Below are 25067 nucleotides of genomic sequence, written 5' to 3'. Positions count from 1 at the left end.
TTGCTTTCAAATCATATATTTGTAGGTGATATCCAAAAAAATAATGAATCATAAATACTGGAGTTCAGCCCTGGTGCTGCTCGCCCTTACTGCCTGTCGGGCACCACTGGCAATAAGTGGTGTACAGACGCAGAAAAACATTTCCATCACCGATGCGCTCACCCCGGACGCAGATTACATGGCTGTAATAGCACCTTACAAAAAAGATCTGGACAGCAAAATGAACACGCGCCTGTCTTTCACTTCTGTAGATCTTAACAAACAGGGCGATAACAGCAATCTGGGCAACCTTCTGGCAGACTTCACCCTGCAGGGAGCCGCCGAATGGGCAAACAGCAATGGCCGCCCGCCCGTAGATGCCGCGGTTATCAACATTGGCGGTATTCGGACTTCCATAGGGAAAGGTGATATCCTGACACGGCATATTTACGAAGTGATGCCTTTTGAAAATGAGGTGGTAATCATGAAACTGGACGGCAAAAGAATGGCGGATCTCTTTGAATTCTACCGGAAGTATCAGAAAAACAACCCTGTTTCTGGTCTTTTTATTGAAACCGACGGAAGCAAACTGATCTCCAGCAGGATCAATGGTGAATTATTCGACAAAAACAGAACCTATTACATAGCCACTTCAGACTATCTGGCCGGTGGCGGAGATAATATGCAGTTTTTCGCGGGAGCAGAACTTATACCTACCGGAATTAAGATGCGCGACCTTTTCATAGAGAAATTCAGAGCAACGCCTCAGGTAGTTGCTCCTAAAGACTTGCGGCTTCAGTTTAAAAACAAATCCAACGGAACCCAAAATGAATAGAAAGAACTTTATAAAAACCCTGGGAGGCGGTACCCTGGCACTCACACTTGCACCACAGCTCCTGCTCGCAGGCGGTTCTGAGCTGGCAGTTCCGGAAGGCGGGACACGTCTTACAATACTCCATACCAATGACCAGCACAGCCGCATCGAACCATTTGACGCTTCCTATGTCCGGAATCCCAACCAGGGAGGTTTTGCCAGACGCGCAACATTGATTCAGAAGATACGTTCCGAAGAAAAAAATGTTTTGCTGCTTGATTCCGGCGACGTTTTTCAGGGAACTCCCTACTTCAATTTTTTTGGCGGCGAACTGGAATTCAAACTGATGTCCATGATGGGATACGACGCCTCTACCATGGGAAATCACGAGTTCGACAACAGACTTGAAGGTTTTAAGAAGGCACTTCCGCATGCAAAATTTCCATTTATATGCTCCAATTACGATTTCAGCAACACCATTCTGGAGGGCCACACAGAAAAATACAGGATATTCAGAAAAGACGGAATTAAAGTAGGTGTTTTCGGCGTAGGCATCGAACTGGCGGGACTGGTAGGAAAAACACATTATGGTGAAACGGTATACCTGAATCCTATAGAAACTGCTCAGGAATATACCCGCATCCTGCGCGAAGAAAAAAAATGCGATCTGGTAATCTGTCTTTCCCATATAGGCTACGATTACCGTGACAATCCGAATAAGGTTTCGGACCGAATCCTGGCCGCCGGGACCGAAGGAATAGACCTTATCCTGGGCGGACATACGCACACCTTCCTGCCCGAGCCGCAACAACTCGTGAACAAAGCCGGCAAAACAGTGCTGGTAAACCAGGTAGGCTGGGCCGGATTGTTACTTGGCAGAATTGATTTTGAATTTGACCGTCTGCGGAAGGTACAGAAAATCACCTGGCTTAACCAGCCCATCAACGCGCAGCTCCCTGCTTAAAAAAAAATACAAATGAAAAAAGCAATACTGTTTTCCGTACTAATTTCTGCCGGCAGCCTAGTAACCGGGCAAACCATCTCATCAAAAAAATGGAGCGACCTGTTTTCATATAACAATGTGCTGGCCATAAAAGAGGATAACGGAAAACTCGTGGCCGCCACCGAGAACGGTATCTTTTACTATAACCTTTCCTCCGGCGAGATCACCAAACTTTCAAAGGCAAATGGCCTGCACGAAGTAAAGATCTCAGCATTCGACTATAATCCTCAGACCGGAATAGGCCTGGTGGGCTACAGAAACGGTTCCATGGACGTAATTACACCCGGGGGAATCACCTATGTGGTGGATATTCCCATTGCTACCGGTTATAATGGTGATAAGCGCATCAACCATATTTCTATCAGCGGTGACAGGGCCGTAATCTCCGTTGGCTACGGAGTTTCCATATTTGACCTTAAGAAAAAAGAATTTGCCCAATCGGCCTTCTTTACCACAGGTACCGGTTTTGAAGCGGCCAATGAGGCCACTATAAAGGACAATACCGTTTACGCCGCTACCGCTACCGGACTAAAAACACACGAGATTGATGTAACCTTCCCGGTGTACTCCACCTGGAATACCCAGACAGCCGGTAATTTCATTCATGCAGATTCTGAAAACACAACGGTATACGCCACCGCCAACAACGTTTATTACGGTAACGGCACCTCCTTTTCCCAACTGACACAGGCTTTTGGTAAAATTTCAGATGTTGTTGTCACTGATCAGCACATCACCGTAACAGACAATGAGCGCATTTATGTATTCACGACCGCCGGAGCGGCGGTAAACAGTGCCGGATTTGCACAGCCCTGTAATACGGGGACTTACATAGGCGGACAGGTCTTTGCCGGAACTCAGCGTTCAGGCATCATGAATGCCGCCAAAAGTTCCATAAAGCCCGACGGGCCCTTTAACAACAGGTCCTATAAGATTGAAATCAGGAATAACAAACTCTGGGTATCTTCGGGCGCGCGTAAAGACCGTTACAACGGTTCACAGCCCGACCCGGCCAACCTTGGTTTCTATCATTTTGACGGTATGCAGTGGGTATATCCCACCATGTTCATTGACAATACGGATACCGTATATAATGTAATGGATGTGGTAACCAACCCCGCGGATACTGACGAAGTTTTCTTTGCAAATCACACGGAAAAACCCGGACAGGGCATTTACAGAATGAAATACGAGGCTTCATCAAAGGATTTCAGTCTTCAGAAATTCTACCCCACCTCCACCATCCATTCCTATAACCGGCCTACGGGACTGGCCTTCGACGGCAACAATAATCTGATGGGAACCATAGGTTTTCTTTTCAACGATGCCACCAACTCATTTTCAGCCGGAATCATGGCCTACGACAAAGCCGCGGATACCTTCCTGACCAGAAATCTTCCCGTAAGCTTCTCCACGCAGAAACCGGTTTTTTACGGCGACCTGATGTGGATTCCCCTGCCACGTACCACCGACCTAATGGCCTATGACTATAAAAATTCACCGCTGAACTTTTCGGACGATGTGCCGTACAATATCACTGACCAAAATGGACTGCCCACAAACTCAGAAGGTACGATTTCCATCGCTTTCGATAAAAATGATGATGCCTGGATAGGAACCGATACCGGTTTAAGGATCCTGCCCTCGGCACCCACCGAGGTGAAGAACAGTCCACAGCTTGAGCCCGTTATTATTGAGCAGAACGGTATTCCGGAAGAACTCTTCCGCGACGGAGCCATACTGCAGGTTGAAGTAGACTCCGGAAACTATAAATGGGTTTCGGTAGACGGTGGTGGCGCCTATTTGCTGAGTGCCAACGGTGAAAGGACTTTGCTGCAGTTTACACGCGAAAATTCGCCTATACCTACCAACAGTATCACGGACATTAAAGTGGATAACAGGACAGGTAAAGTTTATTTTGTGACCTTTGACGGAATTGTGGTTTATCAGGGTGATGTGGTGGATGTCACTTCAAACTTCGGAAATGTGGTGGTATATCCCAACCCGGTGGTAACAGCAAATTTCAAGGGATTTGTCACCATCCGCGGTCTGGCCGAAAGAACAAATATCCGCATTGTAGACGCGGCCGGAAATCTGGTTCATCAGGCTGTTGCTCGCGGAGGTTTTCACCAGTGGGACCTCAACAATCAGCGCGGAAAACGTGTAGCCTCCGGAGTTTACTTTGTGCTTATGACCAACGCCGACGGTACAGATAAAGCAACCGCCAAAATTGCGGTGGTAAATTAAAATATGCTGCACCTTAACGGTTTCCTGCTTTCCTATCTGAAATACGGCGACAATGACTGTGTGCTTCACTGTTTTACAGGTGAAAAAGGTTACCAAAGTCTTTTCGTGAAAGGTGTTTACGGAAAAAAGAGCAAACGGAAAGCTTACCTGCACCCGCTGGCGGAGCTATCCTTTACCATGTACAAAAACCCGGTGGCTGGCAGCATGTTACCCGTCTCCAGGCTGGAACCGGTTCAGGGCTCAAAGGTTCCGCATAATATCAAGGCCAATTCGGTCATATTCTTCGTGGCCGATTTCCTGAATCAGGTACTCAGGAACGAAGGCGTGAACCCGGGGATCTATGCTGAAACGGCGCATTTCCTGGAAGAGCTGAACGGTAATAATTTCCGTGCACACCTTATCTTTATGGTAAGATTTCTTGAAATCTCAGGCGTTCAGCCCCTGGTTGGTCCAGGCGCTTTTCTGGATCCTGAAAGCGGCAGTTTTACCGAAAATAAAGTGCATGATCTTTTTGATGCTGAGCTGTCCGCTATCTGGAAAGAAATATTATCCGGCACTGCGCCATATACTGTTGCCATCGCGCCGCAGCAGCGCAAAGCTTTTATGGACAGCATTTTGGTGTATAACCATTATCATTTCAGTGATTTCCGGATTCCGGCTTCGCTGGAGATTGTGCAGCAACTATTTCAGACGGATGGTCATTGAGCCGGAAGAAACTGAAACGTTCATACAGAAAGAGAGCAATCAGTGTATACTGGTACCATTCGAAATCAAGTTTAAACCTCATATTCGCTGCATGTCCTATCATATAGGGCGCGGTAAAGGCTGCAAAAAGCAGCAGGGAAACATATAAAAGTAGCCTGTTCCTCCTGAAAAAGTAAATCAGGGCAAACAGCGTCAGTATATTCAACAAGATCACAAAAATCTGCCGGCCAAACATTGCGGTTGGTTTATCGTAAAAATAGCGTGAAGGCACATACCATAGAATTCCTGCATTCTGAATGGCTTTCAAGACGAACATCTCTTCCTTCCCCCGGAGCACCTCCACCACCTTGGATTTGTATATCTTTTCCATTTCAAACTCATTAACCGTTTTTCTCAAATGAAAGGTATACAGGTCATGTTCTGCCGGGATTAGTTTAACCGTGTCGCAAACATTCACCAGAGGGATAAAGCTCAGATAGATATTTTGCCAGAAAGGAGTTTTGGTGAGGATAATTTTATCAAAAACAACATAATTTCGAATGATCCACGGGGAGTACAGCACGGAGGCCAGTCCAAACAGAAGCACAAATCCTGAGAACCTTAGCTTTTTTTGATAAACCAGTGCAAAGATCAGCACCAATACCAACGGTACCACAATGACCTGGGTAAGAAAAAGCACACCGGTTATGATTCCCAAAAGTATGATGTTCTTGCGGGAAGCCTCGGTTGAACGGTATATTATGACAAACTGCCGGATCCACAACAGGAAAAGTGGTATAAAAATATTGGTGATCTCCAGGACATTGGAATAGTAAAAGTAAACCGGTGAAAAAATAAAGAAATAGCCAGCCAATATTCCTGCCTTGGTCTTGTTGAAGATCCTGAAAATGTTGATGATCTGCAGCGGTACCAGGAAGAACAGGATATGTTGAGCGATGACCGCAGCTTCTTTACCAAATTCTCCGAAAATATAAATGTAGACGGACAGAAAAAAGGAATAGGCTGGCAACTTATAGGCAGTAGGACCTACTTCAGTAAATTCCGCATAGGCCCCGTGTTCTGCAAGATTCTTTGCGATATTCCAATCCTCAAAGGTGCCGCCGGGGAAGCCCATGATCAGGCTGTAGCCTATTTTAGCAACTAAGACTATGGAACTGAAAAACAGAAATGTTTTCATATTCAGGATTCCAAATCTGGAAATAAACATCTTTTTCATAAATTTTCAGGATCGTTTAATGAATAAAATAAACGTCCTCATACCTTACTCCTGCCTTAACCGCCACTGGCAAAGTGTTTTCTGTGGGAACGATGGGGCAACTGTAGTCATAAGCGTTGTATGCACAATAAGGCTGATATGCCTTGTTGAAATCCAGGACCACCGTATCACCGGAAGGTATCTCCAGATCAAGATATCTGCCGCCGCCGTAAGTTTCCTTTCCGTTGGTAGCATCGTGAAACGGCAGAAAGAGATGGTTCTTATATTCCGGCTTCTGAACAAGATGCACACTTTGGTAAATCTTAAGCATAAAATTCTTACCATCAACAGCAAAAGTTGCCTCTCCAAACTCGACGTATGGTTTTGTATGCCCGGACGATGTAGAAATCTCAAACGGCAGCGCATTTTCGATCCTTTTAAATTTTGCTGCAATTCTATAATTAAAATCAACAGCGAAGAAAGGATGTTCCTTAAAATTTTTGAAATTGACCCCACGCAAAGGGGTCTCCCGCACGTCACGGTATTCACGGTTAAGTTCGGCCTGGAATTTCAGGATTTCAACTGCATGCTCTTCCACCGATTGTGAAAATACAAACTGTGAAAAAAGGAGCAGCAGTAAACTTAATTTTTTCATTCAAAACAAAAAGCCGGTTAAGGGACAATCTGGCAAAAATCTATTCAATTTTAACACGGTACACATCAGTAGCATTTCTCCTGATATTCCTCACACAGAAACCGCCCTCTTCGGCAATCAGCTCTTTAAGGTCGAACTGGGTACAGGATTTTGGCAAGCCCGAAAAAATCAGTGTAAACCAGAAATCTTTCATTGGCGGAACTTCGGTCCAGTACGGTGCCATTGAGATATTTTCTGAATGTACGAGCTGGCTGCGGGTGCCACTCGCATCATCTATGAGATAAGTGGTGGGCCAGATGCGGATTAAGCTGCCCCAGAAGGGCGTAGCCGGAAAACAGCAATGCACGATGACCTGCCGCTCCACTTCGGTGAGGTTTTGCAGCTGCTCCAAAAGTTCAGGTGCAACTGTGGGCCGGGGTACGGTAATGGTGTCGGAACCGTTCATTGATAACCTGATTATAATATTCAGAAGAAATCCTAATTCAGTTCTGCCGTAAGTTCGGCAAAAACATTTTCAGCGTTTTCCTCATTATACAGTATTCTGTAAATCGCATCTATGATGGGTGTCTTCACGTTCTTCTCCTTGGCTGTGGCATAAATCGAGTCGGCGGCATAGTAGCCCTCGGCCACCATATTCATAGACTGAATCGCCGATTTTACCGTATAGCCTTTGCCGATCAGATTCCCCAGGCTTCGGTTCCTGGAGAAAAGTGAGTAGGCAGTAACCAGGAGGTCGCCGAGATAAGCACTGTCATTAACGTCGCGGGGTGCCTCATAAATAGCCTCCAGAAAGGTTTCCATCTCGCGTACCGCATTGGACACAAATACAGCGGTAAAGTTATCGCCGTAACCCAGACCACTTGCGATACCGGCTCCCACCGCGTAAATATTTTTAAGGATGGCGCTGTACTCATTGCCCAGGACATCCTTGCTGGCAGTCACCTTGATAAATGACGAGGCAAAGATGCTGTTCAGTTTCTCTGAAACCTCATCTTCCACGGTGGCGATGGTGAGATAAGAAAGCCTCTCCATCCCTACCTCTTCGGCATGGCAGGGACCTGCCAGCACCGCCTGGTTGCGGAAGCCGATGTTGAATTCCTGTCTAAGGTAATGTGCCACCACATCATTCACCTTTGGTACAATACCTTTGATCGCAGATACGAATATCCTATCCGAATAGTCTACCTGCAGCCTGTCCATCGCATCGGAAAGATAAATGGACGGCGTGGCCAGTACGATAATATCACAGGCGCTTACCAGTTCGTTGATGTCTGTAGTAATATTGAGCTTATTGAGGTCAAAACTTACCGAAGTAAGGTAAGTGGGATTGTGACCGCGAAGTTCAACCGCACCTTTCACAAACTCACTGCGTACACACCAGTGCACCTTATCACAGTTCTCCACCAGCATCTTTACAATGGCAGTAGCAAAACTGCCGCTTCCGACAACCCCCACGCGTATGCCGGCAGATCCTTTCTGCGCGGCTGATGCCAAATTTTCTGCTGCTGTATTTTTATTTACCATAACACAATTCGAGTTTGCAAAGATAGGCAAAAGGCCGGAGTGGTCTCTTTATGATTAATGTAACGAAACACGCCTGATTATACAATTTAATCATTTTTTCTGCGTTTAAACTACTCTAAACTAAAGTTCTGTTAAAAAATGACAGTCATGTTCATTTTTTTTTAATTTTGCCGACTGTTATTTAAAACATACAGCACGCAATTTCTTACAATGAAAAAGTTATTTACAAAAAAGAGGAAAATGAGGCTGCTGCTGGGCGGGTTCCTCGCGGTAATCTTTGCACAGTCACTCATTATTGCCAAACTGTGGACCACCAGGGACGACCGGAATTATGAAGTCAATCTTGTAAAAATCAACACCCAGAAAGACAGTGTGGATTATGCCAGAATGAAGAATGACCTGCTTCAGGTAGACAATACGGTGCGCGACCTCAATTCCTTTCTCGCGTCCAGAAATGTTTCCAACCTGAAAGTGGAACAGCTGGATCAGGACAGTCTGGCAAGTTCTGTTTATCTGGCCAAACAATCCAACCGTTACAGCCAATACCTTATGGATTTGCAGAACAAACTGATGCAGGTGCCCCTGGGAATGCCCACCGACGGTTATATCTCCTCTAATTTTGGCAAAAGGAAAAACCCCATTCCTTTCCGCACCGTACTTGCTTCTGTAAAAACGCCGACCGCAAGGGCCAGCGCACCTGTAGCAGCTGTGCCCACCACAACTGTGGAGCGCAAGGTGGTATCTGTGAAGATAGTGGAGGAAAAAGACAGCCTCGGTAATATCAGCAAGAAAACAGTACCTGTATACGCCAATGTTACGGTTCCTGCCTCAGCAGCTGCCTCAGCCACTATCAGCGCTCCTGCTTCGGCTAAGAAATCGACTGTTCGCGAGGTCAATAACGCTCCGGCAGAACCGGACCAGATCCAGTTTCATAAGGGGATGGATTTCGCTGTGTCTTATGGCAGCGACGTACGATGTACTGCCGCGGGTACCGTTATCTTTGCCGGCCAGAAAGGCGGTTACGGCAACTGTGTGATTGTTTCGCATGGAAACGGACTCGCCACACTTTACGCGCACCTCTCCGATATCCTGGTACGCACCAATGACAAGGTAAAAGTAAATCATGTGATAGCCAAATCAGGAAACAGCGGCCGCTCCACCGGACCACACCTTCACTACGAGGTTCACAAGAACAATACACCGGTTAACCCCAAACTGTTTATGAACTTTTAAGAACAGCCACATAAAAACATCTGCGCTCCTTTTCAGGAGCGTTTTTTATTTGGACAAAGAAGCCAGACTTGAAGCTTAAATTTAACAATTTACTGACCGACTCTACGGCCAACCCCTAAAGACCTGAATACAAGCAGCATAAATCATCATCGTAAATTAATTGATATAGAATTAACACATTTTAATAGTTTATTGATATAAATACTTGGATTTTTCATAAAATTTCCTTATTATTAATCAAAACCATTAAAAACTATTTATATGTCGTTAACATTTTTACTATTGCTGCTTATTGCACTCATTGTCATTATCGGGATTTTCACCCGCAAACTGGATCTCCTCACCTACTCCGAGCCGGACAAAAACGGCCGGCGCACACCCACAGGGATGAAGTGGAAACCCGCCACTTTCATTTTTGTAGCCATAGTGGCCGCACTGCTCCAACCTATGAACTACGATGTCATCAGCGTAGGACACAAAGGACTGCTCATCAACCTGCTGGGCGACAAGCGTGGAGTGTCTTACACCGAGGAAGTTTCAGGAGTCGTGTTCTACAATAAATACACCCAGGAAATCCAGGAAATCCCGCTGGACCAGCGTCATATCGAATACCCGGAATCCATTATTGTGGCCAAAGGCGGTTTCCCCTGCCCCATCAAACCTTCCTTCAACTATTCGGTGAAGGAAAGTACGGCCGCTGATATGTTTACCAACCTGCGTTCCACCTACACCAAGGGCGGACTGGAAGCCATACAGGAAGGCTGGCTGAACAACGCCATCATCGGGGCGATCAATGATGTGGCCAACAGACACTCCATCGATTACCTTTTCAATAACAGGGAAACTTACGAAGCCGAGATTTTATCTGAGGTGAACAAAAGAATCGGAAAATGGTTCCTGGTATCCCAGCTGAAGACCAATATCCAGCCGCCCAAAGCCATCCGCCAGTCCATTGAAGACAAGGCCACCGCTGATGCCGATGCCATCAAAGCCGAAGCCCAGGCGCGTGTAGCCCAGGCCGATGCGCAAAGGAAAATCCAGCTGGCCAAAGGTGACTCCGCCTCCATCGTGATCCGTGCACAGGCCGATGCCAAGGCCATCAGCCTGAAGCAGCAGGAAATCACCTCTACCTATGTGGAATACCAGCGCGTGCTGAAATGGGACGGCGTAATGCCGACCACCGTTTTGGGCAGCGGCAGCAACACCCTTTACCAAATGAAATAAGAGGTGTTTGTCCACAAAAATGCTCCGGAGTTCAGGCTTCGGAGCATTTGTATTTATGATGAAAAGCTTAAGGTTATATCTGGCTTTCCAATGACTTCAGGTAATTGTCCAGGACTTCCTGGCCGCGCGGAATGGAATTCCGGGCCCAGCGCACCTTGAGTTCCCAGAGTTTCTCGCCGGAGAGTTTGTAGTCCGTGCCCGACCTGATGAGCTTCTGTTTGAGCTCATAAAAGCAGATGGCGGCCGCCACCGAAACATTGAAGCTTTTGGTAAAACCGTACATGGGAATGGCCAGCGTTTCATCCGCAAAATTCAGGATTTCGTCGGTGACGCCTTCTTTCTCGGTGCCGAACACCAGCGCTACAGGAGCCGTCAGTTCGTAATCCGGGAGCATTGTGGAATTATTCTCCGGCGAAACGGCCAGGATTTTATAGCCACTGTCCTTAATTTTCTGCAGTGAATCCAGGTTATGCGGCATTTTTTGTACCTCCACCCAGGTTTCGGCACCTTTGGTCACCTTGGGATTGGGGCTGAACTCATTAATGCTTTCCATGGCCACAATTTTGTGGAAACCACAGGCCTCCACCGACCTTACAATGGCCGCCGCATTCCGGAACTGAAAAATATCCTCCATCACGGGCAGCACAAAATCCGAACTTTCGGGCGCATAATGCTCAATTTTGGCCAGCCTTTCGTCGGTAAGAAAGCGCTTTAAGTAGTTAAAGGTGGTTTGGTGATCCATGCGGCAAAAGTAGGGAAAATGTGGGATTTAGTTCCGGTTTCATGATCATTGGCGGACGATACCTTACATTCACCACGCTATACGGCCTGAAAGTCTACTGGCTGATGGGTTCGCTGCTGGGAGCGGCAGCTTTTGTACTTTTTCCCCTCCAGGCCGGCGCCTTCTACTCCACTCTGGCCGGCGCTTCAGTTGAAATTATCGCGGGAACGGTTCTTTATATCCAGTTCCGGAAACAGCGAGGCAAAAATGAAGCAGCAATTCCAGCTTCCCCCACTTCGGGTTTATAACATCTGAACAGACGATGGAGGTCTTGCTTTGTAATCAGGCTGAGGAAAGGGAATGGACGCATCTTAAGGAAAAAATCGCTCTAAATACTTTCATCAGGCTGATTTAAAATAAGAAAAGGTATGCTGAACCGAGGCTGACAGCCTACAGTTCCGCGGACTTTGCCTCCAACTTAAATATTTGTTAGTCTAGCCGGAATATAGAACGGAATTAAACCGGAAATCAGATTTGGGACGATCTGTAATAATTTAATCCTTCGCATACTCCCAGTATTAAAACTTTATCCAGCAATTGTTTCTGTGTGATAAGATTTGCTTCTATATCCTTTTGCCGGCTTACCTTATGGCTTAAACTCATAGGATCAGTATGCGCTGAATGCCTTAACTTCAGAATATCTTCTTCCAACACCGAAGCTACTGCAATCATTTCCGACAGTTTAATTTTGGTCTCACAGATTATGTTTAAATATTCGATCATCTTGGACAGCTTTTCACTGTCACAACTGTTTAAATTTTCGCGGAGAACATGTTGCCCGTCCATCACTTCATTTATTTCCTCCCTGATTTTCTCTAGCACCTGGGAGCGTTCTTCATTAAGGGTCCTGTCCGAATTTTTTAACTCATATTTCTGAATGCAGGTTAAACATATATTTCTTCCCTGTACACAACCAAACTGAACAGTCTCTGATTCGTTGCCATAGCAAATCTCACATTCCGAAGACCAACTGCCTACTGATTCTAAAAGACTTTTTTTCATTATAGTGATATAAATGTTGTGGTAAAAAGGTTTCTGATTCTGTTCCTGAATTCTCGCTGAAATATTGTACCAACAGACGTATTTCGTTTCAAAGGATTACCAGCCTGACGGATCCTATTTATATTGACTGCTACCGAGATTACGGCTGCCTGATAATTAGGATGATAAAGTCTCTACCGAATTTCTTTTACTGCTCATGCAATAATGCCCCCAATGTACCGTAACTGGAAAATATATTTTCGTAAATCTTTTTTTAAAACGGGATACTGAAGCAGATTTCGCCAAATGTGAAGCTTTGGCCTTATTCAAGTCCCGCTCCACTCTACGCTGCCGCTACAATAATCCAAGAAGGCCGCTATCAATATTTTTCAGGCGAGACCGGAGTATAAGTAATGCTGGAATGCCTAATGGGTAAAGACCTTAGACGACTTCCTGAAGTGCAACTGATCCATACAGAACCAGCAACACTGAAATTGTGCAGCTTCCTCACAATTGCTGCGTATTGCAAAGTTCCTTTGGAATGACAACCGGGTGTCTTACTATTTTGGTTCCTTAAACTGCACAATCCTTTCTCTAATTCTTTCCAATACTACCTCATCCCTATCGTAAAAGATGTCCCGGACTTCACCGGAGCTGGGTTTAAACTGCGTAATATCCAGGTTAAACAGTACCTGCGCAAAACGCTGTCCAGGATTTTGCTTCATATCCTGAAATTTCTTCCAGGATTTGCTTTTGAGTTTCAGTCATTGGATAAATGTAAAAGTAAAGAGCGTCAACCCATGATGCCAATTCCTAGATTCCGGTGACTTTTTCCAACTAGGTCTTTTCGCACTTCTTCAAAATTTATTTACAGTTTATTCAACATATATTGTAAAACACTAAATACATCAAAAAAATAAAAGCCTTTACTGTACAACATACTTATAAAATAAGTAGATTTGTTAAAGACCTCTATCTAAGACAGTGAATAATGGTCTCTGAATTCATAACTTCAAACCTCAAAATAATTAGCTATGAAAAAAATCAACTTCCTTTTTTTAGTCGCTGCGATGGCTGTACAGGGTTTTGCGCAGCAGTATATGTACACCGGGACCACTGAAATTGCCAATACCATTCCCTTTGCGAACTCATCAAGTAACTTCAGGCAATCCATATATTACCCAAGTGATTTCCCGACCGCACCGGCAGGAAATATTGTCGCGATCTATCTTAAAGCCTCAACGGCAGCGTCGCCCAATATTACCAACCTGAAAGTTAAGATGGGCACGACCACAATGACTATTTTCCCGACTTCCACTTTTATTACAGGCCTACAGACCGTGTATTCCGTCAATTATAACACGCCGGTGATAAGCGGTAATTATATCAAAATATCGCTTCAGACGCCTTTCCCGTATGATCCTACACAGAACCTGATGGTAGAGCTTTCGCAGGAGGGATACTCACCGGGATTTCAGATTATGCAGGGCTCCATAAACGTGAATTCGCGAACGGTCTTCGGCAATATGAATAATGCCAGCGGTACAGTTCAGCACAGGTTGGCCACTATGGGCTTCGATATGGACAATGCCATGGCCACCACGGAAGTAGGCGCAGAAAATGGCTTGAAAATTTATCCGAATCCAGTAACCGACGTTCTCCACATAACCAAAGTTTCTGCTGATGCGGCATATTCAGTTCACGACCCTGCCGGGCGTTTGATAAAAAAAGGAGAAGTTTCCAAAAGAGGAACTGTTGATGTGTCTGAGCTTTCAGCCGGTGTTTACTTTATCACCATTGAAGATAAAGAGGAAACTGTATTGAACAGCAGATTTATTAAGAAATAGAAGTATAAAATATAAGATAACCGTTCCCGCAGATGTGGGAACGGTTTTTTTGGATTAAGTAGTAAAGATTTTTAATAAAAGCCGCAGCAGATAAGCAATTTGGGCGCATCTTTCACTTTATGCTCTGCGACAAAACGGGCTTCACGATTAGTTGCTGCAAACTATTTCAGCATATTTTTTAGAACCGAAATCAGCTCATTAATATTTTTTACTATTCCCTGTGTGGTATATTTCTTTTCAGTTTTCAGGTTGGTCATTTGTGGCTCAATAACTCTAACTGAAATTTTAACAGAATCATTCTCCTTTTTATCAGCGAAAAAATCCTTAATGGACTTCCAGTCGATGTTATCAACTTCAGCCGATTTAACAGAAACAGAATAATCGGCTTTGCGTTCATTCTTGGTTTTAGACGGAGTATAATTCTGCGCAAAAGCAGAGATCAATCCGCAGAATATTGAAACAGTGGTAAATATCTTTTTCATTGTGTATTGGCTTTGTATTTGGAAACAGATGTGATAACCTTATAATCCATATTCGACAATGCAGATGTGGAGCATTAGATTATCAGTTAATCCAAATGTAGTGATTTTTTTTTGACATTTTCAGCTGATCCATATTTCATTGTCCCCGCCCTATTCTTCTCGGAATAAAAGTAAAATCAATACGCAGGCACACCTCACACGGATGATTTACATCACTAAAATCCCTATTTTAGCATTTCCAAAAATTGCTAATGACATCCACCGGTTTTATCCAACAATCCCTTCAAATTTCTGATAAATACATTAATGCAACACTAAAACTGCTTGCGGAAGACTGCACTGTTCCCTTTATTTCGCGCTACCGAAAGGATGCTACAGGAAACCTGGATGAAGTGCAGATTGAACAGATCGCGAAACTGAATACGCAGTTTGAAGAAATCATTAAAAGGAAAGAAAGCATCCTGAAATCCATTACAGAACAGGACGCATTAACTTCTGAACTTAAACAGCGCATTGACAGCAGTTTTAACCTTCAGGAACTGGAAGACCTTTACCTTCCTTATAAAAAACGCCGCAAAACCAAAGCCGACGCGGCGAAGGAGAAGGGACTGGAACCTTTAGCCAAAATCATAATGAGTCAGAAGGCAAATGGCCTGCAGTCGCTGGCTCTGAAATATCTGAATTCAGAAGTCAATACAGAAGAGGAAGCACTGCAGGGCGCCCGTGATATTATGGCCGAATGGATCAATGAAAACGGTTATGTGAGAAAAAACCTGCGCCGGCTTTTCCAAAGGAAAGCCATGATTTCGTCCAGGGTAGTGAAAACCAAAAAAGACGAACAAGCCGCCCAAAAGTACAGTCAGTATTTCGAGTGGGAAGAAAGCCTGAACCGCATTCCCTCGCACCGGCTTTTGGCCATGCTGAGAGCGGAAACTGAAGGTTTTGTGAAGACCAAAGTTGAGACTGATAAGGATGAAGCCATTAACCTTATTGAACAGGCCATCATTAAATCACATAACGAATGTACGGAGCAGATCAGGCTGGCCATAAAGGACAGTTACAAAAGGCTGCAGGAACCCGCACTTGCCAATGAAACGCTGCAGGAGGCAAAAGAAAAAGCCGATGAAAAAGCAATTTCCATATTTTCAGAAAACCTAAGGCAACTGCTTCTGGCAGCGCCATTGGGTGAAAAACGAATACTGGCTATAGACCCCGGCTACCGAAGCGGCTGCAAGGTGGTTTGTCTGGATGAGAAAGGCGATTTACTGCACAACGAAACCATCTATCCGCATGCACCGCAGAACGAAACGGGCATGGCCATGAAGAAAATCCGCTCGATGGTGAATGCCTATAATATTCAGGCAATATCCATCGGCAACGGTACAGCCAGCCGCGAAACGGAATTCTTCATCAGAAAAATTGCCTTCGATAAACCGCCGCAGGTCTTTGTAGTCTCGGAAGCGGGGGCCTCCGTTTACTCTGCGAGCAAGATTGCGCGGGAAGAATTCCCGTCCTTCGACGTCACCGTGCGTGGTGCCATTTCTATCGGAAGAAGACTTTCGGACCCCCTGGCAGAACTTGTGAAAATCGATGCAAAATCCATTGGTGTGGGCCAGTATCAGCACGATGTGGACCAGACCCAACTGAAAAATGACCTCGATTCCACTGTCATGAGTTGCGTGAATGCGGTGGGCATTAACCTGAATACCGCCAGCAAATCTTTGCTGAGCTACGTTTCGGGAATCGGCGAAAAGATGGCCGAAAACATTGTGAATTTCCGTGCGGAAAACGGTGCTTTTGAAGACCGGAAGCAGCTTAAAAAAGTTCCAAGGCTTGGCGAAAAAGCTTATCAGCAGGCGGCAGCTTTTGTAAGGATTGCCAACGGGAAGAATCCGCTGGACAATTCGGCGGTCCATCCGGAGGCCTACCCCATTGTTGAAAAGATGGCTAGAGATTTGGGCCTCAAAACTGCAGACCTTATTGCCAACAAAGAGAAGATCGTGCAAATTAATCCTGAGAACTATATTACTGAAACAGTCGGGATCCTGGGAATCAGAGATATCCTGAAAGAACTGGAAAAGCCGGGTCTGGACCCGCGAAAAGCCGCGAAAGTCTTTGAGTTCGACCCAGGAGTGAAAGGCATTAAGGATTTAAAACCAGGCATGATTTTGCCCGGAATCGTGAACAATATTACGGCTTTTGGCTGCTTTGTGGACCTGGGCATCAAGGAAAGCGGCCTGGTTCACATATCACAGCTGAAAGAGGGATTTGTGTCGGATGTAAATGAGGTGGTGAAACTGCACCAGCATGTGCAGGTAAAGGTGACTGAGGTTGATGAGGCAAGGAAGCGCGTGCAGCTGAGTATGATTTTGTAAGAAGGCACTTTATACAACACCGCCAGGATTCTTTATGTATTATTGGTAGAAGAAACATAGTTGTTCTTTAGTCTTGAAACAAAAGAACCAAAAATTCAAGACTGGAAACTCGGCTAAAATTGTAATGAATTTCCTAAAATTTCCAAACTCGGGCGGAAATACACTAATGCTGCAAAATTTCTTTTCTCGCCGCCACTCAAACAATGGAAATTTTTTAACGGAAATTCATCACAATTTCTATACGCCTCCGTTTCCTAAGTCAGAGGTCCGCGTATGCAGCCAGGCTTTTTCACATCCTAAGTTTATAATATTATACATTATCGATAAACTACAAACTTAATTTTAGTTTTTGTCTATATTTGCAAAAAATATTCGATGAAAAAATCAATACTGCTTATTACAGCGTTTACAGGTATGGTTTCCGCTCAAACCACCATAACTAAAGCATTTAATGATCCTGTTGTGGGCGAAACGGTGAATTATGTAACCGTGAACGGTACTGTAGATAATTCCGCTACCGGCGCAGGTGTAACTTTCCAGAACGGCAGCCTTACTCAGGGAGCAGCTGCGGCAACCACCTACACAGCGCCCAGTGCGTCGGAACTTACCACTTTCCCGGGCAGCACCATTAAGATGAACGGCCTTGGAAATACGGTACTTTACAAGCAAACAGCTACCAAGCTGGAAATTACGGGACTTATTACACCCGATGCTACGCTGAACTTTTCAGTGAACAACGGAACAGTGATCACGTATCCGGCCGCCTTTGGTTATAATGAGACAGATCAGGCTCAGGGGACTTTCACCTCGTCTGCAGCGTCAGGAATCTTTAAAGGTACCATCACCAATACTGCAGATGCTGCCGGCACGCTGATTTTGGGATCCCAAACCTATCCGAATGTACTGCGCCTGAAATCTGTGCAGAATCTGAACCTTCACCAAAGCAGTGATATCCTTTTCCTGGTACCGATAGGTACGGTAACGAACACTACCTACACTTATTATGATAATGTGCGCAAGTTCCCTATACTTTCCTACACCAGCGCCAATATAAGTGTTCCGCTGCTGGGCATTAACCAGACTACCACCGGTGCACAGGCTCTTAACGAGGTGTTTCTGAGCACAGTTAATGCTGACCCAGCATCAAAACTGCAGATTTTCCCGAATCCGGCACAGGAAATTATTCATCTCACCGGAGAGATCAGCAGGTATTCATCTGCTAAGATTTTCGCAGCGGACGGAAAACTGGTCAGGTCACGTGTAATAAAAGAGGGTAAGGTGGAAGTATCCGATTTGCCGGCAGGCGTTTATTTTCTGGAGATAAGTGGCCCAACGGTGGAAGCAAGAACGCTTAACTTCATTAAAAAATAACTGGCTGAACAAGTTTATAATTTCCAATAAAATCCTCCTGAATTTCAAAGTTCAGGAGGATTTCTTTGTTAAAGCGGCTGCCCGGAAATCATTTTGCCTAATCCGCAAGCGGTGTTTTCCAAATAGGCATTCTTTTGGCTATAGGTTCCGAAACACTACTCTATGAACACAATTGCCGTTATAGACTGGAAGGACCTGTTACTTGGGTCCGAAGACTGGTCGTTCCTGCCGGAAGTCATCCTGAGAACCGTCATCATGTTCCTGATTATTATTCTGGGACTTCGGATTCTGGGAAAAAGGGGTGTGAAACAGCTTTCGGTTTTTGAGCTCGTAGTCATTATAGGTTTGGGATCGGCCGCGGGCGACCCTATGTTTTATAAGGATGTGGGTATCGTGTTCTCGCTTCTGGTTTTTATCGTAATCATCGCATTGTATGCGCTACTTACCTATTTTCTTGGTAAATCCAAAAGATTTGAGGACATGGTAGAGGGCAAGCCGGTATGCCTGATCAGGGACGGGGTTTTTGAAATTGAAAATTTTAAGAAAGAGAATCTCGGGAACGACGAATTCTTCGCTGAGCTCCGTTTACGCGGAATCTCCCACCTGGGACAGATAGAAACAGCTATCGAGGAAACCTCAGGCGGTGTTAGTGTCTTTTTCCGGGAAACTGATGAAATCCGCTACGGCCTTCCCATTATGCTGAATTCCCTGGATCATCCTGTAAAGGTCATTGAAAAGGCGGGTTTTTACTCCTGTACCTTCTGTGGTTATACTGAAGAAAAAACGCCCGGTGCAGCGGGCAAATGTTCACATTGCGGAAAGGAAAAGTGGGTGAGCTCCAGCAATAATAAACGCGTAACCTAAACTCTGTACCTGTATGAGTCCCCAAGCCAACTGTTTATTTTCTCATAAAATCGTAGGCGCCTTTGCGGAGGTGCACGCCATATTCTAAGTAAGCCTTTAGGCAGGCCAGAAAGTTGGCCCAACCTTCGGTATTACTGATAAGCCATTTCAGGTTATCGTCATCCAGCTCTTTATCGCCTTCTGTAACTTTGACCAACGTACTTTGGTCGGCCTGAGCATTCAGGAAAATGTTTACTGTGGTTTCGGGGTCCCAAACAAATGAAATCAGGTTCGGAGCCTGGATGCGTACCTGTGTCACCGGGAATTCATCTTCAAACTCCGGAAATTTCCAAGTCAGATTCTTTCCGGACTCCAGTCGGCCGCTGCTTTCCGAAATAAAATACTGAGTCATGTGATCAGGATTGACTATGGCTTCAAAAACCTCACCAACGGTTTTTTGAATCTGGAGGGTAGCCTGGGCAGTAAGTTTCATGGTATTATGAATAAGAGCAAGCAATTTATTGATTTCTGAGGCAATGAAGAAGCAGAAATTGCTGACATTTTATTTCGCACAAAATCTGTAATGGCATCGGTTGTCCTCACTTATTGAGTCCACGAGCCTGCATCGTAGTGGAATGAGAGCTATCTACCAATAAAAAATTCCGCGACATGCATCACGGAACTTTACACCTATCCGTGTAAAACTATTTTTTCAGCTGAGCCAGCAAAAGTTCTGCTACCTTTTCGGATGAAGCAGGATTCTGTCCTGTAATTAGAAGACCGTCTTCCAGAGCATAGGGTTCAAAATCACCCGCTTTGGAATAGTTGCCACCGTTTTCTTTCAGCATATCTTCTACAAGAAAGGGCACGACCTCTTTGAGCTGAACAAGCTCCTCTTCAGTATTGGAAAACCCGGTTACTTTTTTACCCTTTACCAACGCTTCACCCTTATCATCTTTTACATTCTTTAAAGCTGCCGGCGCGTGGCAAACGAATCCAACAGGCTTCTGCATCCCATAAAAGGTCTGTATCAGTAACCTTGAATCCTCGCTTTCCGCCAAATCCCAAAGCGGTCCGTGACCTCCCGGATAGAAAACGGCATCATAATCATCTGCGCTTACATCTGCCAGCGACAGCGTTCTGCTAAGTTTTTCCTGCAGGGCCTCATCTCCTTTAAAGCGGATGGTGGATTCAGTCTGGTTTTCAGGTTGATCACTGGTAGGATCAATTGGCGGCTGACCTCCCGCCGGTGATGCCAAGGTCACTTCAACACCCCTGTCCGTGAGGTAATAATAAGGACTGGCAAATTCCTCAATCCAGAAACCGGTTTTCTTACCGGAATCTCCCAACTCAGCGTGGGACGTTAGGACAAACAGTACATTCATAATTCTATTTTTTATGTTAATTGATTTTGTGATAAAAAAGATTTGAAGACTCTTGTCAATATTTATTCCAACAGATATTAAATCTGATCGAACGTACAAATAAGTAAAATAGGAAATTAGTGGGCAGCTTACCTATAAAATAAAGTATATCAATAAGGATTGGATGTATACAAGCAGGAGAAAGAGCTGTAATAAAAAGAAGGAAGCACCTACGTTTCTGTAAGTGCTTCAATTTAAAGTGGCCCAGCTTGGGCTCGAACCAAGGACTTGCTGATTATGAGTCAGCTACTCTAACCAGCTGAGTTACAAGGCCAGAAAACAATCGGACTAAACCTTTTGTTTTGCGAGTTGCAAATGTAAACATTTTTTTGAATCTGTAAAAATTTTTCAGGGCTTTTCCTGACATAATTCTACCAATACACCATTCGTTGACTTTGGATGAAGAAAAACCACCAGTTTATTGTCGGCACCGTCTTTAGGCTCTTCGGAGATAAATGTAAAACCTTCCTTCTTTAATCTCTCGATTTCCAGCCGGATATCTTCTACGCCAAAAGCGATATGGTGTATTCCCTCCCCTTTCTTATCCAGGAACTTAGCGATGGGACTGTTGGTATTGCTTGCTTCCAGAAGTTCAATTTTGCTTTCACCTACCTGGTAAAAGGAAGTAGTTACGCCTTCCCTTTCCACGGACTCTTTATTATAACTGTCTTTTCCCAGAAGGCGGGCAAATAAATTATCTGATGTTTCAAGTGATTTTACGGCGATTCCTAAATGTTCTATTTTCATGCTGAATTTGTTTTGATGACTTCCTGCGCGTGAGGGCGGAGTGCATTGTTGGAGCTCTTTTCTCTGTTTGGGGGCGGCGGCTGCGCCGCCGCCCCCAAACAGAGAAAAAGCGACTGCACGGAGACCGGCCATCCTGTTGCGCGGCCTGCGGCCGCGCAACAGGATGGCCACGCCCTGATAATTGAAACAAAAGTAGTAAATTTGCCCCATGAACGAAAGTAACAGACAGCGAAAAGTAGCACAGATTATCCAGGAAGATTTTGCTGAACTCTTCCGCAAGCAGTCATCCGAGAGTAAGGAAAGCTTTATGGTGAGTGTTTCTGATGTAAAAGTTACTCCCGACCTCAGCATTGCCAAAATCTACCTGAGTATTTTCCCCCAGGAATTCCGTAAACCGATTATGCAGGAAATTGAGGTGAACAAATCCCAGTACCGTAATTTTATTGGCCAGAAAATGGGCAAGCAGGTACGTGTCATTCCCCAGCTTAACTTCTATCTGGATACGTCGCTGGACGATGTTGAAAAGATTGAAAAAGAACTTCGGGGCGAAGGTGATAATCCAATGCTTTAATTCCTAAAGTGCCCGGGACTGCTTTTCACATAGCCAAACGTTACCTTATTGCCAAAAAAGGCAGTACGGCCGTAACTTTTATTACCTGGCTGGCCGCACTGGCCATGACGGTGGCGGTTGCCGCGATGTTTATTATCATCTCGGTATTTTCAGGCCTGGAGGATCTTAACCGTGAACTGATCTCCGACCTGCACGCCGATCTCACGGTGAAAAGCACACAGGGTAAAGTCCTGAAGGATGTGGCCAAACTCCAGGAAGTAATAAGCAAAAGAGAGGATGTGGCCGGACTTTCCAAGGCCATTGAAGAGAAAGTCTATATTGATTACGGCGGAAAAGGCGATATTGCCTACCTGCGTGGTGTAGATTCAGCTTACATTTCTGTAAATCCGGTTAATAAAAACATTTTTTACGGCTCCTACCCCACTTTTGAGTTTCCGAACGAGGTGGTAATGGAAAACCAGCTTGGCAATCGGCTCTCCATCCCGGTGGGCAGTCAGGCAGATTTTGCTACCGTCTTCATGCCCAAAGCCGGAACGGGACTTATCAATAAGGAAGAAGATATTTTTAACAGGCAGGACATTTATGTAACCGGGGTATTCTCGGGCAACGATCAGCTTAACAATTATATCATTGCGCCCATAACACTGGCACAGCAACTTCTGAATCTTCCGGAAAGCGCGGCTTATCAACTGTTGGTGAAGCTTCGCAACGGCGACCAGGCCGATTCGGTTCGGGATGAGCTTCAGAAGCAGGTGGGCAGCAATTATATAATCACCACCAAAAAGGAAGAGAATGCTGCTTTCTGGAAAATGATCAATATTGAAAAACTGTTTATTTACTTCATTTTCGTTCTGGTAATATTCATTACTACCTTTAACCTTGCGGGCGCAATTATTATCCTGCAACTGGACAAAAAAGAACAGGCCCGCTCGTTGCTTTCACTGGGTCTGCCGCTGCGCGAATTAAGGAGAACCTACTTCTTTACGGGCATGCTAATTGTTTTTACGGGCATTATTTCAGGACTCTTTATAGGAACAGTGGTTTGTTTCATACAGCTTCAAACAGGTTTCTTTAAAGCCAACGCGGCCATAGACCTGGCATTTCCGGTGCGTATACTGCCCATTAACTATCTTATTGTAGCCACTACGGCAGCAACCTTTGGCCTGCTGATCTCGTGGGCATTCTCCAAAATCAACAGGCAGCACATTACTAAAGCTTAACATCCTGCTACTTATTTTTTTAGTAATTTTGCCTTCCAATTTTTTACAGTTCAAGACATTATGAAAAAGTCATCAGTAATATTTATTCTGAGTCTGTTTTTCGGCCTGCTTTCCGCACAGCCACCTGCAGGCTATTACAACGGCGCTACAGGCACCGGCGCACAGTTGAAAACACAGCTAAGCATCATCATTACCAACGGGCACTCGGATATGGGTTACGGCGGTCTCTGGACCGGCTACCTGACTACAGACCGCGATTATTTTTACGAAAATGACGGTACTATCCTTGATATCTACTCCGAAAATGTGGCAGGTCCGGATCCCTATACTTTTACTCCCATAACAGATCAGTGCGGCAATTACTCCAGTGAAGGCGACTGCTACAACCGTGAACACATTGTACCACAAAGTCTTTTCAATGAAGCCAGCCCCATGAAAAATGACATTCATTTCGTTCGCGCTACAGACGGTAAGGTAAACGGCATGAGAAGTAACTTTCCTTTTGGAATGGTAGGTTCAGCTACATTCACTTCGTTAAACGGGTCAAAACTGGGAACTTCGGTTTCTCCGGGCTTCAGCGGTACGGTTTTCGAGCCCATTGACGCGTTCAAAGGTGACGTAGCCAGAATGATCTTTTATTTCGTAACAAGATATGAAAACCAGCTAAGCAGCTTCAGTTCAGGCGATATGCTGGGTGGCTCTGCTTACCCGGGCCTGCAGTCCTGGCAATTGCAGCAGCTCCTGCTGTGGCACGCGCAGGATCCTGTTTCACAGGTAGAAATTGCCATAAACAATGCTTCATACACCTTTCAGGGTAACAGAAATCCCTTTATTGACAACCCTCAATGGGTAAATACGATTTGGGGTACTTCAGACATTATTGCTCCCAGCGCGCCGGCAGGACTTACCGCAGGTACTCCTACCAGCTCTTCGGTTCCTTTAAACTGGACTGCCTCTACCGATAATATTGCTGTGGTGGCTTATGATATTTATGTTAACGGTGTGTACCATTCTACTGTTTCAGGAACGTCGGCAACGGTTAGCGGACTTGCACCTGCTACCGCCTACACTTTTCACGTGATTGCCAAAGATCTGGCGGGTAATCTTTCACCTGCGAGCAATACCGTAACGGCAACTACTTCGGCAGGCACACCTGGCGGAAGTTGCGGGACCGAAACTTTTGACGGAATGCCGGCCAATAACAGTGGTTACGCAGTCCGTACCTGGACTTCCAACAATATTACCTGGACGGCAACGGACGCCCGTACCGACCAAACCATTAACGGCCGTGCTGTCACCATCCGAAACGGATCCCTGACCTCTTCGACTGTTACGGGCGGAATCAAAAGCATTACGGTAACTACACAGCTAAAATTTGGCGCTAATGCAGGTACATTTAACCTTCGCGTAAACGGCAATATTGTAGGAACCATCCCCTACAGCGGCACACCGGACACTTCGGTAACCACAACTGTAGACAATCTCAATATATCGGGTAATGCCGTGATCAGCATCACCGACAACAGCATCACCGGTAACCGTGTGGCCTTTGACGACCTTAGCTGGACTTGCTATACCCTAAGTACAGGCGAAACTTCCACAGTGCCGAACCTCAGCCTTTATCCAAATCCTGTGGTAAACGATGAGATCTTTGTAAAAGGTACTGATTTGAAAAAGGTCCTCAAAGCAGATATCTACAGCGCAGACGGAAGATTGGTTCAAAGTGTGGCAAAACCCTTTGTAAAATCGGACAGCATTAAACTGACTAATTTAAAATCAGGAGTCTATTTCCTGACCGTGGACGGTAAATCAATACAATTCATTGTGAAATAGCATTTACTGTACA

25 protein-coding genes and 1 tRNA gene are annotated in these 25067 nt (G+C 45.2%); 14 read left to right on the top strand and 12 right to left on the bottom strand.

Going from position 1 to position 25067, the window contains the following annotated elements; translation table 11 throughout:
• The first annotated feature begins 43 nt into the window (after positions 1 to 43).
• The 4 genes from F7R58_RS03090 to recO are packed head-to-tail and all read left to right on the top strand — an operon-like array spanning position 44 to position 4748.
• Complete coding sequence (locus tag F7R58_RS03090; protein ID WP_158063496.1) at positions 44 to 814, top strand: 5'-nucleotidase C-terminal domain-containing protein; 771 nt, start codon at positions 44 to 46, stop codon at positions 812 to 814.
• On the top strand, positions 807 to 1757 hold the full coding sequence (locus F7R58_RS03085) for a bifunctional metallophosphatase/5'-nucleotidase (protein WP_158063495.1): 951 nt from the start codon (positions 807 to 809) through the stop codon (positions 1755 to 1757). The genes F7R58_RS03090 and F7R58_RS03085 overlap by 8 nt, the downstream gene beginning before the upstream one ends.
• A 12-nt stretch (positions 1758 to 1769) precedes the next feature.
• Positions 1770 to 4043: a T9SS type A sorting domain-containing protein gene (locus F7R58_RS03080; protein WP_158063494.1), complete on the top strand. Its 2274-nt coding sequence runs from the start codon at positions 1770 to 1772 to the stop codon at positions 4041 to 4043.
• A gap of 3 nt (positions 4044 to 4046) precedes the next feature.
• Positions 4047 to 4748: a DNA repair protein RecO gene (gene recO, locus F7R58_RS03075; RefSeq protein WP_158063493.1), complete on the top strand. Its 702-nt coding sequence runs from the start codon at positions 4047 to 4049 to the stop codon at positions 4746 to 4748.
• On the opposite strand, the gene F7R58_RS03070 is transcribed toward recO, so the two are convergent.
• The 4 genes from F7R58_RS03070 to F7R58_RS03055 are packed head-to-tail and all read right to left on the bottom strand — an operon-like array spanning position 4681 to position 8122.
• Entirely contained in the window at positions 4681 to 5964 is a 1284-nt protein-coding gene (locus tag F7R58_RS03070) for a glycosyltransferase family 39 protein (protein ID WP_158063492.1), read from the bottom strand. The two genes, recO and F7R58_RS03070, sit on opposite strands and share 68 nt — an antisense overlap.
• Positions 5965 to 5980: 16 nt before the next feature.
• Entirely contained in the window at positions 5981 to 6598 is a 618-nt protein-coding gene (locus F7R58_RS03065) for a DUF1684 domain-containing protein (protein ID WP_158063491.1), read from the bottom strand.
• Positions 6599 to 6638: 40 nt separating this feature from the next.
• On the bottom strand, positions 6639 to 7043 hold the full coding sequence (locus tag F7R58_RS03060) for a hypothetical protein (protein WP_158063490.1): 405 nt from the start codon (positions 7041 to 7043) through the stop codon (positions 6639 to 6641).
• A gap of 32 nt (positions 7044 to 7075) precedes the next feature.
• The gene (locus tag F7R58_RS03055) at positions 7076 to 8122 is read right to left on the bottom strand and encodes an NAD(P)H-dependent glycerol-3-phosphate dehydrogenase (protein WP_158063489.1); all 1047 of its coding nucleotides are present in this window, start codon (positions 8120 to 8122) and stop codon (positions 7076 to 7078) included.
• A 210-nt stretch (positions 8123 to 8332) separates the two neighbouring features.
• Between F7R58_RS03055 and F7R58_RS03050 the strand changes: the two genes are divergently transcribed.
• The gene (locus tag F7R58_RS03050; protein WP_158063488.1) at positions 8333 to 9355 is read left to right on the top strand and encodes a M23 family metallopeptidase; all 1023 of its coding nucleotides are present in this window, start codon (positions 8333 to 8335) and stop codon (positions 9353 to 9355) included.
• Positions 9356 to 9616: 261 nt separating this feature from the next.
• Positions 9617 to 10579, top strand: a complete 963-nt coding sequence (locus F7R58_RS03045; RefSeq protein ID WP_158063487.1) for an SPFH domain-containing protein — start codon at positions 9617 to 9619, stop codon at positions 10577 to 10579.
• A 73-nt stretch (positions 10580 to 10652) separates the two neighbouring features.
• Here the strand turns inward: F7R58_RS03045 and F7R58_RS03040 are convergent, their stop codons facing one another.
• Positions 10653 to 11321, bottom strand: a complete 669-nt coding sequence (locus F7R58_RS03040) for a TrmH family RNA methyltransferase (RefSeq protein WP_158063486.1) — start codon at positions 11319 to 11321, stop codon at positions 10653 to 10655.
• Between the two features lie 20 nt (positions 11322 to 11341).
• Here F7R58_RS03040 and F7R58_RS03035 point away from each other — a divergent pair, with 20 nt between their 5' ends.
• The gene (locus tag F7R58_RS03035; protein ID WP_158063485.1) at positions 11342 to 11608 is read left to right on the top strand and encodes a DUF7010 family protein; all 267 of its coding nucleotides are present in this window, start codon (positions 11342 to 11344) and stop codon (positions 11606 to 11608) included.
• A 220-nt stretch (positions 11609 to 11828) separates the two neighbouring features.
• Here the strand turns inward: F7R58_RS03035 and F7R58_RS03030 are convergent, their stop codons facing one another.
• Positions 11829 to 12362 carry a hypothetical protein gene (locus tag F7R58_RS03030; protein ID WP_158063484.1) on the bottom strand — a complete coding sequence of 178 codons (534 nt, stop codon included), beginning with the start codon at positions 12360 to 12362 and terminating at the stop codon, positions 11829 to 11831.
• Positions 12363 to 12901: 539 nt separating this feature from the next.
• Positions 12902 to 13066 carry a hypothetical protein gene (locus tag F7R58_RS12910; protein WP_187695253.1) on the bottom strand — a complete coding sequence of 55 codons (165 nt, stop codon included), beginning with the start codon at positions 13064 to 13066 and terminating at the stop codon, positions 12902 to 12904.
• A 309-nt stretch (positions 13067 to 13375) separates the two neighbouring features.
• Here F7R58_RS12910 and F7R58_RS03025 point away from each other — a divergent pair, with 309 nt between their 5' ends.
• On the top strand, positions 13376 to 14188 hold the full coding sequence (locus F7R58_RS03025; protein ID WP_158063483.1) for a T9SS type A sorting domain-containing protein: 813 nt from the start codon (positions 13376 to 13378) through the stop codon (positions 14186 to 14188).
• A gap of 161 nt (positions 14189 to 14349) precedes the next feature.
• Here the strand turns inward: F7R58_RS03025 and F7R58_RS03020 are convergent, their stop codons facing one another.
• Positions 14350 to 14670: a hypothetical protein gene (locus F7R58_RS03020; RefSeq protein WP_158063482.1), complete on the bottom strand. Its 321-nt coding sequence runs from the start codon at positions 14668 to 14670 to the stop codon at positions 14350 to 14352.
• Positions 14671 to 14921: 251 nt separating this feature from the next.
• Between F7R58_RS03020 and F7R58_RS03015 the strand changes: the two genes are divergently transcribed.
• The 3 genes from F7R58_RS03015 (at position 14922) to F7R58_RS03005 (ending at position 19280) form a co-directional block, all read left to right on the top strand.
• Positions 14922 to 17045: a Tex family protein gene (locus F7R58_RS03015; protein ID WP_158063481.1), complete on the top strand. Its 2124-nt coding sequence runs from the start codon at positions 14922 to 14924 to the stop codon at positions 17043 to 17045.
• Between the two features lie 375 nt (positions 17046 to 17420).
• On the top strand, positions 17421 to 18416 hold the full coding sequence (locus F7R58_RS03010) for a T9SS type A sorting domain-containing protein (protein WP_187695252.1): 996 nt from the start codon (positions 17421 to 17423) through the stop codon (positions 18414 to 18416).
• Positions 18417 to 18578: 162 nt separating this feature from the next.
• Complete coding sequence (locus F7R58_RS03005; protein ID WP_158063479.1) at positions 18579 to 19280, top strand: DUF421 domain-containing protein; 702 nt, start codon at positions 18579 to 18581, stop codon at positions 19278 to 19280.
• A 34-nt stretch (positions 19281 to 19314) separates the two neighbouring features.
• On the opposite strand, the gene F7R58_RS03000 is transcribed toward F7R58_RS03005, so the two are convergent.
• From F7R58_RS03000 to mce, 4 genes are all read right to left on the bottom strand, one after another.
• A complete protein-coding gene (locus F7R58_RS03000; RefSeq protein WP_158063478.1) occupies positions 19315 to 19752 on the bottom strand; it encodes an SRPBCC domain-containing protein in 438 nt (145 codons plus the stop codon).
• Positions 19753 to 19963: 211 nt separating this feature from the next.
• A complete protein-coding gene (locus F7R58_RS02995; protein WP_158063477.1) occupies positions 19964 to 20644 on the bottom strand; it encodes a type 1 glutamine amidotransferase domain-containing protein in 681 nt (226 codons plus the stop codon).
• Between the two features lie 239 nt (positions 20645 to 20883).
• Positions 20884 to 20957, bottom strand: a tRNA-Ile gene (locus tag F7R58_RS02990).
• Positions 20958 to 21031: 74 nt separating this feature from the next.
• Complete coding sequence (gene mce, locus F7R58_RS02985) at positions 21032 to 21430, bottom strand: methylmalonyl-CoA epimerase (protein ID WP_158063476.1); 399 nt, start codon at positions 21428 to 21430, stop codon at positions 21032 to 21034.
• A 208-nt stretch (positions 21431 to 21638) separates the two neighbouring features.
• On the opposite strand from mce, the gene rbfA reads away from it, so the two are divergent.
• Genes rbfA through F7R58_RS02970 form a run of 3 tightly spaced genes read left to right on the top strand, consistent with a single transcriptional unit; the run spans position 21639 to position 25054 of the window.
• Positions 21639 to 22001 (top strand): 30S ribosome-binding factor RbfA, encoded by a 363-nt coding sequence (gene rbfA / locus F7R58_RS02980; RefSeq protein ID WP_158063475.1) that lies wholly within the window; start codon positions 21639 to 21641, stop codon positions 21999 to 22001.
• Between the two features lie 8 nt (positions 22002 to 22009).
• Positions 22010 to 23221 (top strand): ABC transporter permease, encoded by a 1212-nt coding sequence (locus F7R58_RS02975; RefSeq protein WP_158063474.1) that lies wholly within the window; start codon positions 22010 to 22012, stop codon positions 23219 to 23221.
• A 60-nt stretch (positions 23222 to 23281) separates the two neighbouring features.
• A complete protein-coding gene (locus F7R58_RS02970) occupies positions 23282 to 25054 on the top strand; it encodes an endonuclease (protein WP_158063473.1) in 1773 nt (590 codons plus the stop codon).
• Positions 25055 to 25067 lie beyond the last annotated feature (13 nt).

The sequence above is a fragment of the Chryseobacterium sp. genome (genome assembly GCF_008831505.1).
Lineage (GTDB): Bacteria > Bacteroidota > Bacteroidia > Flavobacteriales > Weeksellaceae > Marnyiella.
Note: the sequence above shows the minus strand (reverse complement) of the source record. Positions and strands in the feature narration are given on the sequence as shown.

Coding starts and splice junctions, on each gene's coding strand:
- F7R58_RS03090 (WP_158063496.1), top strand. CDS start 44: ATGAATCATAAATACTGGAGTTCAGCCCTGGTGCTGCTCGCCCTTACT.
- F7R58_RS03085 (WP_158063495.1), top strand. CDS start 807: ATGAATAGAAAGAACTTTATAAAAACCCTGGGAGGCGGTACCCTGGCA.
- F7R58_RS03080 (WP_158063494.1), top strand. CDS start 1,770: ATGAAAAAAGCAATACTGTTTTCCGTACTAATTTCTGCCGGCAGCCTA.
- recO (WP_158063493.1), top strand. CDS start 4,047: ATGCTGCACCTTAACGGTTTCCTGCTTTCCTATCTGAAATACGGCGAC.
- F7R58_RS03070 (WP_158063492.1), bottom strand. CDS start 5,964: ATGAAAAAGATGTTTATTTCCAGATTTGGAATCCTGAATATGAAAACA.
- F7R58_RS03065 (WP_158063491.1), bottom strand. CDS start 6,598: ATGAAAAAATTAAGTTTACTGCTGCTCCTTTTTTCACAGTTTGTATTT.
- F7R58_RS03060 (WP_158063490.1), bottom strand. CDS start 7,043: ATGAACGGTTCCGACACCATTACCGTACCCCGGCCCACAGTTGCACCT.
- F7R58_RS03055 (WP_158063489.1), bottom strand. CDS start 8,122: ATGGTAAATAAAAATACAGCAGCAGAAAATTTGGCATCAGCCGCGCAG.
- F7R58_RS03050 (WP_158063488.1), top strand. CDS start 8,333: ATGAAAAAGTTATTTACAAAAAAGAGGAAAATGAGGCTGCTGCTGGGC.
- F7R58_RS03045 (WP_158063487.1), top strand. CDS start 9,617: ATGTCGTTAACATTTTTACTATTGCTGCTTATTGCACTCATTGTCATT.
- F7R58_RS03040 (WP_158063486.1), bottom strand. CDS start 11,321: ATGGATCACCAAACCACCTTTAACTACTTAAAGCGCTTTCTTACCGAC.
- F7R58_RS03030 (WP_158063484.1), bottom strand. CDS start 12,362: ATGAAAAAAAGTCTTTTAGAATCAGTAGGCAGTTGGTCTTCGGAATGT.
- F7R58_RS12910 (WP_187695253.1), bottom strand. CDS start 13,066: ATGAAGCAAAATCCTGGACAGCGTTTTGCGCAGGTACTGTTTAACCTG.
- F7R58_RS03025 (WP_158063483.1), top strand. CDS start 13,376: ATGAAAAAAATCAACTTCCTTTTTTTAGTCGCTGCGATGGCTGTACAG.
- F7R58_RS03020 (WP_158063482.1), bottom strand. CDS start 14,670: ATGAAAAAGATATTTACCACTGTTTCAATATTCTGCGGATTGATCTCT.
- F7R58_RS03015 (WP_158063481.1), top strand. CDS start 14,922: ATGACATCCACCGGTTTTATCCAACAATCCCTTCAAATTTCTGATAAA.
- F7R58_RS03010 (WP_187695252.1), top strand. CDS start 17,421: ATGAAAAAATCAATACTGCTTATTACAGCGTTTACAGGTATGGTTTCC.
- F7R58_RS03005 (WP_158063479.1), top strand. CDS start 18,579: ATGAACACAATTGCCGTTATAGACTGGAAGGACCTGTTACTTGGGTCC.
- F7R58_RS03000 (WP_158063478.1), bottom strand. CDS start 19,752: ATGAAACTTACTGCCCAGGCTACCCTCCAGATTCAAAAAACCGTTGGT.
- F7R58_RS02995 (WP_158063477.1), bottom strand. CDS start 20,644: ATGAATGTACTGTTTGTCCTAACGTCCCACGCTGAGTTGGGAGATTCC.
- mce (WP_158063476.1), bottom strand. CDS start 21,430: ATGAAAATAGAACATTTAGGAATCGCCGTAAAATCACTTGAAACATCA.
- rbfA (WP_158063475.1), top strand. CDS start 21,639: ATGAACGAAAGTAACAGACAGCGAAAAGTAGCACAGATTATCCAGGAA.
- F7R58_RS02970 (WP_158063473.1), top strand. CDS start 23,282: ATGAAAAAGTCATCAGTAATATTTATTCTGAGTCTGTTTTTCGGCCTG.